Source organism: Herbinix hemicellulosilytica (assembly GCF_002904165.1).
Taxonomy (GTDB): Bacteria; Bacillota; Clostridia; order Lachnospirales; family Lachnospiraceae; genus Mobilitalea; species Mobilitalea hemicellulosilytica.
The window spans coordinates 1-5,689 of sequence record NZ_CVTD020000020.1 but is presented as its reverse complement, the minus strand read 5'-3'; the positions used below and the strand labels follow the sequence as shown (position 1 = coordinate 5,689).

Sequence of the window (5,689 nt, the reverse complement as noted above, 5' to 3'; positions counted from 1 at the left end):
CAGCCGGTCTGTAAGAACAGCCCGGGAAACAAAAGGATGTATATTTATTGGATGTCAAGGGTCAAGATGAACTCGCTTACGCTCGCCCTTGACATCCTCTAATAGAATGCATAAATGTTAAAATTTACTAATTAGAAGAAAGGAGGACCTAACTAAAAAAAACGAAAAATCTGTCTTGACAATGGGGAGCACTATAGATCTGAAAATCGCCGGCTGCTGGAGTCATGCGAGACGGCACTTTGCAAATGTAACAAAGGCGCTGGGGAAAGAAAAAGCCAAAGGTACACTTGCTGAAGAGGCCCTGAAGAGGATAGCAGCCATATATAAGCTGGAAAACGAGCTGCAGCATCTCCGGGCAGAAGAACGAAAACAGCAACGACAGCTGAAGATAAAACCGCATGTCGATGCTTTCTTTGCATGGGTAAAATCACATCTGTTGGAAGTACTCCCAAAATCCGAAACAGCGAAAGGCTTTACCTATTGCATTAACCAGGAGAAATATCTCAGGGTATTTCTTGATGACGGAAATGTACCACTTGATAACAACGCAGCTGAATCGGCCATACGAAGTTTTTGTATCGGAAAAGCGAACTGGCATCTTATTGATACAATAGAGGGAGCAAAAGCCAGTGCAATTATATATAGCATTGCAGAAACAGCAAAAGCAAACCGCCTAAAACCGTATAATTATTTTGAACATCTACTGACCGAGATACCCAAGCATATGGATGATAAAAATCTTGACTTTCTGGATGATCTGCTGCCATGGTCAAAAAATCTGCCGGAAACATGCAGAAAATAAACGCAATAATTAAACTACCGCCATTTTTGGCGGTTATTTTTTTGGTAGTACGGATTATTTACCGTTTACAACAAGACCGTCTGCACCTTATGGGTAGACGGTCTTGTTCTTTTACTGAATTCGATAGTTATAAATCTTAATCGTACTCGTTTATATTCGCATTATTTGAAACATTTTTACTCATTTTTTTCTTATAAATCGAAGTTCCAATAAAGCAACCTACACCTGAAAATGCAACATACAACAATACGCTTTGTATGTTATCACCTGCTGTTGCGGTATTCATCGAAACTTGTGTAGTATCAGAAGTCATAGAATTTTCAATAATCTGATTGACGATTTCGGTACTAATCATAAGTTCGCAGAAAGTGAGCAAGATTGCAGAAAAAACGAGTGCAACCACTATTGCCAAAACATATTTGATGAGTTTTGTTTTATTTGCGAAAGAACTATATATCAGGGATGTTGCAAACAGAATAATTGCTGGTACAAACCCTATACAAAGCAAATATGTAAGCACGTTAAGATTAGTCAAGTTAAAAGCTATAAATACAAGTTCAATTGCTAAAACAAAGAGTCCCAAAAACCAAATAAATATTTTCTTGTCAAATAAATTCTTCATAATTAAATCATTCTCCTTGAAATTTAGAATTAACCAATTGCGGTCACCGCCATATTATATGCCCAATGAAGTGCAATTGGCAGGTATATATCATTGGATTTCAATCTAGCGTAGCTTAATACAAAGCCAAGCGGAACTCGAACTAATAAATTAGAGAGAAAATCTTCGCTGGAATGATAAACAAAAGCAAATATTATAGCATTTATAATACACAAAAGAAAGTTGTTAGAAATAATGTTTTTCATTTCGTGCATAATAACACTTCGTAATATCACTTCCTCAGAAATTGCTACCGCAAGAAAGTGAATGCATATTGTCATTGCCGATATTTCAGTTTCTAACTTTTTGTTAAGATATATTGTAACAAGTACAATAATTGCTGATAGCGCAACACAAACAATGAAGCTCCATCTTTTTGGCTTTTTAACAAATCCAAGACGTTCAAAATTATTGTGTTGAAGAAATACTTGTATTGCTATCGGTATTATTGCAAGCGAAATAAGCATTGGAAACGAAAAAGATACTAGAACCTGAAAAAAATCACTTGCTGCATTCACATCCGTATTTATATTTCCGCTAAAAATCACGGATGATAGCATTGTTCCGGTAAAAAGGAGAATCAAAGGAAGCGAAATATAACAAACAATCTTTATAATTTCTTCGATCCATTCGGATGCACTATTTTTTTGTCCGTCACTCAACTATTCCACCTACCTTACCAAGTCCATTTTTCTGTAAGTAATTAGCCCTATTATAGCAAACAAAATAGTATATACAAGCAATACCGATATTCCCTCAAATCCTCTACTGATTAATTCATTTCCAGAATATTCAAAAAGTCCTGTCCCGTCTCCGATATAAGAGGGAACCCATCTTTGCAATGCTTCGATGTTAGATAAAAGTTTAATTGCAACAATTATTACTAGATTGGCAATAATCGCTTTACTGTACTTGAAAAGCAATGAAACAAAGCAAAACAGTTCTGACATCATAATCATTTCCAAATAGGCGCTAAGGATAGAGAAAATCAGCAAAATCGCCTCATCCTTATCGCTAGATAGAAAGACCGAGTTTCCAAATTCAGTATCTTTGAGGAAGATACCCCATCCCACAATAGATGAGATAAGCAAAAAAGCAAAAATTAATGTAACAAAACATAGCATAGAAATATTTTTTGAAACATATAAATATTCCTGTTTTTTCATCCTTGTAAAATAGCTACAATCTAAACCGGAATCAATTTCTTTGGAAATAACGGCAGTAGAGATTAACGCTATAATCCCGCCTATTAAAAACAAGCTCTTTAATAATCCAATAATTACAGACGCATATCCCATCGCTGAAAACACAGAATCGCCAATTTGAATGATGCCACTTTCAATTGAAATTAAGAATGCAATTGCGACAGGTATTAAAGCGAAAACAGCGATGCTTGTTTTTACATCAGATCTGCAAAAAACTTTTTTTATCTGTGTACTTATACTTTTAAGCATTTCATTTTCCTCCTGTCATTAGATATTTTCTAAGAATGTCATAATTATTTTCGGTACGAATGTCCACAATTTCATAATTATTCTTTGTCACAAGATCCATTATTTTTGATAGAACGCTCGTATCATCGGTATATATTGTTTCATTTTCAACTTTCACATCTTCACCTAACTGATGAAACTGTTGTTTTTCGACTATTGACCTATTTACAATTATAACATATGTTTTCTTTAACAGATTTGCAATATTATCATCGAATACTATTTCGCCCTCATTCATAACGATGGCTCTTGTGCAGATATCGAACACATCACTGATCTGATGACTTGAAAACAAAACCGCAATACCTGCGTTGCTTAACTCTAAAATAATATTTTTGATTATTTCTATTCCTAGTGGGTCCAGTCCAACGGTCGGTTCATCTAACACCACAAAGTGTGGTTCCGTTAAAAAAATTTGTGCTAGGCCCAATCGTTGCTTCATACCAAAAGAAAACTCACCTACCTTTTTGGTTGCCGACTTCCTAAGCGACACAATCGATAGTATTTCTTCTATCGAACGAGCTGCTTTGTCCGGCAATAGATTATGTAAAAGCTCCAGATTTTTTTGAGCACTCATATAGTCGCAAAAGCTCGGTTCAAGCAAAAAACTACATTCCTTTGCAAGTAACTCCTGATGACGTTGAATATTTTTTCCATCAATAGTTATACATCCAGAATAACTTTTTATTGCATTCATCATACATTTTATCAAGGTACTTTTGCCAGCGCCATTATGCCCTAATAAGCCAACAACCTCTCCCGAATGGATACTAAAAGATATATTATTTATTGCTTTGCAATTTTTATACGATTTGCTCAATTGCTCAACTCTTAATTCCATATTCTCACCCTCTTATTTTTGTGCTGATTGATAAACAAATTGAATAAATCAAGTTAATATTGTCCTAAAAATCCTTTTATTTTCGTTGTGTTTAATAATTTATTATAAAATGCTCGAGCAACAAAAGCAAGAAATCCCGTATTCACAACAACTACTAGCAAATTCCAAAGAACAACAGGAGAGTATGGATCGGTCAATAGTTGCTGATAGTATGTTACAATTCCCCACAAAGGGCAAAGTAGTGAGGGAATATGCCAAAACAAATCAGAAACAGATGCAAGCGGTAATACAATTAGTATCATTAACAGGATGTTTAATGTATTTAAAAGAGTCTCCGTTTTGCGAAATCTCAACGTAATTCCAGCTAAAATCACACCTATTAGCAGCCCTTGAATACTAAATAATACAAACAATAGCAACAGATGATAAAATGGAATAGTGATTTTGACAAAAAACAAGTGCAAGATTATCCCTATCAATACCGAACCAACCACAGAACTGAGTCCAGCAACAATTGATCTTATGATAGCTACCTTAATCAGGGAGAATTTTGAAATGTATACCTGTTCAAAAACGCCCATTTCAATATCGTTTCTAATGCTAGAGCTTGGTCCACCAATAAGGTTTAACATTAGTGGGAAAAATACAACACCAAATATCTGTGTACTATCGCCAACTGCGTTAATTCCAATCATGAAAACAACCGACATAATTACAAAAGATATTATGCTGTTTATTGTATCGAGCGGATAAACTTTTAAAAGTTTATATGCTCTTTTGATTTCTGCTCCAAACAATGAGACATCCTGCTTCAAAGTATTTATGTATTTCATAAACCATCTGCCTCCAATATAACAATCTCCTTATGATAAATCATTTGTGAAATTGTTTGGTAAAATTCGGCATCGTTCACATCCGCACAGACCCGAATTGTTTTATCATCTTCTTCCGTTGGCTTCCCCAGGTACTTGTTCACGAAAATATCATAACACTTAGGAGTATTTGTTTTGATAAAATAAACTACCTTTTTGCATACTTTATCTTTTGCTTCTCTTTCAATAATTGTTTTATTTTTTATTTCAAATTGCAAATCACATACTTCGTTTAGAAAATTTTGGTCATGACTAGTAATAAACACGGTGCCTTCAGCTTCCTGACAATAAATGTTTATCATTTGTTTAAGTATTATAGCATTTTCGTAGTCTAAGCCATTAAGGGGTTCATCCATAAACAGAATTTGTGGCTCGTTTATATATTATATATTGCTTATTTATAGTATTATGTTTTGTATATTGTGTATAATATAAATATAAACCTTTAGCTAAATATTGTCAATTATATTAAAGGTTTTTTAAGTAATTGACTGACAATATTTCAAATCTATCTTAATGCTAAACTTTATGAGATGAACAGATATTAAAAGCAATCATGATTGAATTCTTTGAACCTAAGTGGCAATAGATCAAATATATGTGCAGGAGTAATTTCTACCTTTATTGAATTTACTCTTGCAAACTAGAATTTAAAAAAACATGTAACTCTTATTTCATATTCTTGTTGGTGAAATAAATATTATACAAACATATGTTCTTGCATATAATTATTATATATTATAAACTTAAAATGTAAGTTAAAATGTAATTTAAATGTATGCTAAGTGTTTTTGATTCCATTGTGTAGGAGTTCATCTAGCTGCAAATTGGATATAGGACAACAGGGGGAAATCTGGATGTATATTGCGGTGGATGTTAATGCAACTTTTAATACAGTAGTGTTATTACCGCTTTTCTTTGTCCAAAATCAACCGATATCTTTTGTCCACAGATTACCGGAATTGCTGCCGGCTGAGAGCTTTTGTTGTTCTCAGCCGGCATTCTTTTTTCGGCTCTTTG

Annotated in this window: 7 protein-coding genes; 1 reads left to right on the top strand and 6 read right to left on the bottom strand. The window is 33.9% G+C overall.

The features are described from left to right. Positions 1-181: 181 nt before the first annotated feature. The gene (locus HHT355_RS09470) at positions 182-802 is read left to right on the top strand and encodes an IS66 family transposase (RefSeq protein WP_147010940.1); all 621 of its coding nucleotides are present in this window, start codon (positions 182-184) and stop codon (positions 800-802) included. A gap of 136 nt (positions 803-938) precedes the next feature. Here HHT355_RS09470 and HHT355_RS09465 read toward each other — a convergent pair whose 3' ends face one another. The 6 genes from HHT355_RS09465 to HHT355_RS09440 are packed head-to-tail and all read right to left on the bottom strand — an operon-like array spanning position 939 to position 5,025. Beyond that, positions 939-1,424: a hypothetical protein gene (locus tag HHT355_RS09465; protein ID WP_103203209.1), complete on the bottom strand. Its 486-nt coding sequence runs from the start codon at positions 1,422-1,424 to the stop codon at positions 939-941. Between the two features lie 29 nt (positions 1,425-1,453). After that, the gene (locus HHT355_RS09460) at positions 1,454-2,125 is read right to left on the bottom strand and encodes a CPBP family glutamic-type intramembrane protease (RefSeq protein WP_103203208.1); all 672 of its coding nucleotides are present in this window, start codon (positions 2,123-2,125) and stop codon (positions 1,454-1,456) included. Between the two features lie 9 nt (positions 2,126-2,134). Further along, positions 2,135-2,917 (bottom strand): hypothetical protein, encoded by a 783-nt coding sequence (locus HHT355_RS09455; RefSeq protein WP_103203207.1) that lies wholly within the window; start codon positions 2,915-2,917, stop codon positions 2,135-2,137. Between the two features lies 1 nt (position 2,918). Continuing rightward, complete coding sequence (locus tag HHT355_RS09450; protein ID WP_103203206.1) at positions 2,919-3,797, bottom strand: ABC transporter ATP-binding protein; 879 nt, start codon at positions 3,795-3,797, stop codon at positions 2,919-2,921. 53 nt (positions 3,798-3,850) lie between these two features. Next, entirely contained in the window at positions 3,851-4,630 is a 780-nt protein-coding gene (locus HHT355_RS09445) for an ABC transporter permease (RefSeq protein ID WP_103203205.1), read from the bottom strand. Then, on the bottom strand, positions 4,627-5,025 hold the full coding sequence (locus tag HHT355_RS09440) for a P-loop NTPase family protein (protein WP_103203204.1): 399 nt from the start codon (positions 5,023-5,025) through the stop codon (positions 4,627-4,629). Before HHT355_RS09440 ends, HHT355_RS09445 begins: the two co-directional genes overlap by 4 nt. Positions 5,026-5,689 lie beyond the last annotated feature (664 nt).